This is a genomic window from Bacteroides sp. (assembly GCF_052357945.1).
Lineage (GTDB): Bacteria > Bacteroidota > Bacteroidia > Bacteroidales > Bacteroidaceae > Bacteroides.
Genome location: NZ_DAWCXD010000279.1, coordinates 1 through 2,733, shown reverse-complemented (window position 1 = coordinate 2,733; position 2,733 = coordinate 1). Strand labels below are relative to the sequence as shown.

General features: G+C 42.4%; 4 protein-coding genes. All 4 read right to left on the bottom strand.

Translation table 11 applies throughout. The annotated features are described in order from the left end of the window. Window positions 1-65 precede the first annotated feature (65 nt). The gene (locus ACT8YW_RS22805) at window positions 66-1,010 is read right to left on the bottom strand and encodes a substrate-binding domain-containing protein (RefSeq protein ID WP_444107236.1); all 945 of its coding nucleotides are present in this window, start codon (window positions 1,008-1,010) and stop codon (window positions 66-68) included. Window positions 1,011-1,014: 4 nt separating this feature from the next. Further along, window positions 1,015-1,830, bottom strand: a complete 816-nt coding sequence (locus tag ACT8YW_RS22800) for an energy transducer TonB (protein WP_444107235.1) — start codon at window positions 1,828-1,830, stop codon at window positions 1,015-1,017. A 27-nt stretch (window positions 1,831-1,857) separates the two neighbouring features. Next, complete coding sequence (locus ACT8YW_RS22795; RefSeq protein WP_004327119.1) at window positions 1,858-2,511, bottom strand: ExbD/TolR family protein; 654 nt, start codon at window positions 2,509-2,511, stop codon at window positions 1,858-1,860. A gap of 15 nt (window positions 2,512-2,526) precedes the next feature. After that, a partial coding sequence (locus tag ACT8YW_RS22790; RefSeq protein WP_444107234.1) for an ExbD/TolR family protein occupies window positions 2,527-2,733 on the bottom strand: 207 nt, incomplete at its 5' end.

Sequence of the window (2,733 nt, the reverse complement as noted above, 5' to 3'; positions counted from 1 at the left end):
ACTGCTATAAACGCTCCAGCTAAAAACATTTGTACTCTTTTCATGATAGTCTTTAATTTTAGTTATTATTCGTCTTTCACGTGGACAATACGCACCGGCTGAGTAGCCGGAACAAGTCCGGATTTTAATATAATCCGCTGCCCTTTGTCGGATGTCATAAAAGAAGCAAATCCCCAAGGCAGCCCACTACGAGGATCATTCAGCAATGCATAAATAGATCGTGCCAACGGATAATTACCATAGAACAGGTAAGCCTGATAAGGTTTATAACTGTTAGCAGGAGTTGCTACATCCTCTGCACTCACTGACATCACTCTGACCTCTTCGCGAAAAGAAAGATTAGTTGTATCACTGCGGTTCCCCAACCAGTTTACTCCAACAACTCCCATAGCGTCGGGATTATTCGCTACATAATCTATCACCTGCTGGTTGGTTTTCAAGGCACTAACGTTACCTTCAGCCAACTCTTTTCCACCACAGATTGAGTCCATTGCAAAACGTACGGTACTGGAGTTCTTATTATCGAACACCACCTGAATCCCTTTCAAACGGGAATTCGGATTAACCTCTTTCCAGTTTTTCACCTCACCGGTAAGGATGCGGCGGAAATCACGTACACTCAACAAAGAATCCGGATTAGCACGATTCACAATCAATGCCAGACCGTCCGTAGCCAATTTTATCTCGCGAGGGAAAAACTTACGGCTGTGGAATGAATTCATTTCTTCCTTAGTCAGTGTCCGGGTTGCAATAGCCAACCGGACACTGTCTTTCAGAAGTAAATTTATCGCTTCCACTTCAGTTGTGTAGCGAGGGACAATCCCGGCCAATGGGTACAGGCTTTCAAACACCTCTATCTCTTCCTGTATGATAGGTTCGAAACTCTCATCTGCCGCGATAGATACCACACCGGAAGAATAAGTATCCGTCGGCCCTTTCGATTTTGAGTTACAAGCACTCAAGACCACCAACGCTACAAGTCCTATCAGCCTAAATTGTCTCTTCATCATCTTTTTATTGTAATCTAAACATTACCGGAACGGTGAACTTCACACGCACCGCTTTTCCATTCTGTTTACCAGGGAGCCATTTCGGCATACTTTTTACCACACGAACAGCTTCCTTATCCAGATAAGGGTCTACACCACGAGCCACATGTACGTCAGAAATAGAACCATCACGTTCTACAACGAACTGTATAATAACGCGACCTTGTGTTCCATTCTCCTGTGCAATAGTCGGATATTTGATATTCTTACCCAAGTAAGCCATCAATTCCTGTTGACCACCGGGGAAAGTCGGCATCTGTTCTACCATATCAAAAACCTTTTCCGGTTCTGGTGCAGCTTGTGTTACCACCTGCTTAAGGTCAGCGATATCCTGACCATTTTCCTCATCATTACCTTTTACATCAGCAATAGAGATGGATACTTTAGTAGCATTCAAATCTTCCTGGCTCTTGATCTCATCATCCTCATGCACCTCTTCATCTTTCTTGATGACAGGAGCTGTAAACTTGATAGAACTCTTCAATGCAGGGGGAGGAGGTGCAACCGGTTCTACGCGTTTCATCTCTTCCTGTTTGATTTCAGGTTCTTCCAATTTTGACAGAGTAGTAACTTCTGTCATCACTTCTTTCTGCTCCGGAGTTGCCAACTTAAGCAGTGTAGGGATACTGAATCCAACTGCTGCTATGACCACTACAATCAACATAGCGGCATTATGCCGTTTTGTTGAATTGGTACGCATCCTATATGCGCCGTATGCTTGGTTTTTGCCTTCAAAAATCAGTTGACACCATTCCGAAGAAGCTAAATCTAATTTTGCCATTTTACTTTTCTTTTTTCAGGTGTTACATCAATTATCGGCCAAGTTTTGTGACAATTCACCTTTGGCATCATAATTCTTCATCAAGAATTCATCAGCTTCAGCGATATCTGTTATCACATATTTACCAATATTACATATCTGCATTTCGTCCAGCGCGTCAATCAGGTTCATATAAGAAGCATCATCAGTAGCTTTGATAATAACGGTCGGTGTATCCTTTCCGCTCTTTATCTCAGAAACCTGCTTCTTAAATTCGTCATCCGTGATCTTAAGATCAAGTTTTTGCTGCTTCAATTCTCTTACTTTATTGACAGCAACAGCATTCTTCTGAAGAAGTACGGCACGCAGTCCATCTGCGCCGTAGCTAGTTTCTTTCAACGAGGTATAATCCTTATAGTTAGGTTCTCCCTCGTAATAATAGAGTTTGTTATCAGCTCCCAGCAATAACGTAATTGCTTGTGAAGCCTTCACCATACTCTTTTGGTTTTCAGTTATATCTTTGTCATTACTCGGCATGCTTATCTCCATCGTCTGAGGTTTGCTCAGTGTGGTACAAAGCATAAAGAAAGTAATCAGCAACATGTTCATGTCCACCATCGGTGTAAAGTCCACCCGGACAGTCATTTTCTTTTGCTTGCTCTTTCCTCTTTTTCCGCCGCTCTCTTGTACTTCAGCACTCATTGTATTTCCTCCTTTTTAATTTTCAGATTCTGCTTTGAGAGAAGTAATCAGATTGTACCGATTTTCCCGCAAATCCTGAAGTGAGTTCATAACGTTCTTTATCACTGAGTATGGAGTCGTAGCGTCTGCCTTGATAGCAATACGCAAATCAGCGTTAGCGGCACGTGCATTACGTACCCACGATTTAAACTGATTATCAACACTATCGCATGGAATACCTTC

Excerpts from the sequence above, each read along its gene's own strand:
- ACT8YW_RS22800 (WP_444107235.1), bottom strand. The coding sequence starts at position 1,830 with ATGGCAAAATTAGATTTAGCTTCTTCGGAATGGTGTCAACTGATTTTT.
- ACT8YW_RS22805 (WP_444107236.1), bottom strand. The coding sequence starts at position 1,010 with ATGATGAAGAGACAATTTAGGCTGATAGGACTTGTAGCGTTGGTGGTC.
- ACT8YW_RS22795 (WP_004327119.1), bottom strand. The coding sequence starts at position 2,511 with ATGAGTGCTGAAGTACAAGAGAGCGGCGGAAAAAGAGGAAAGAGCAAG.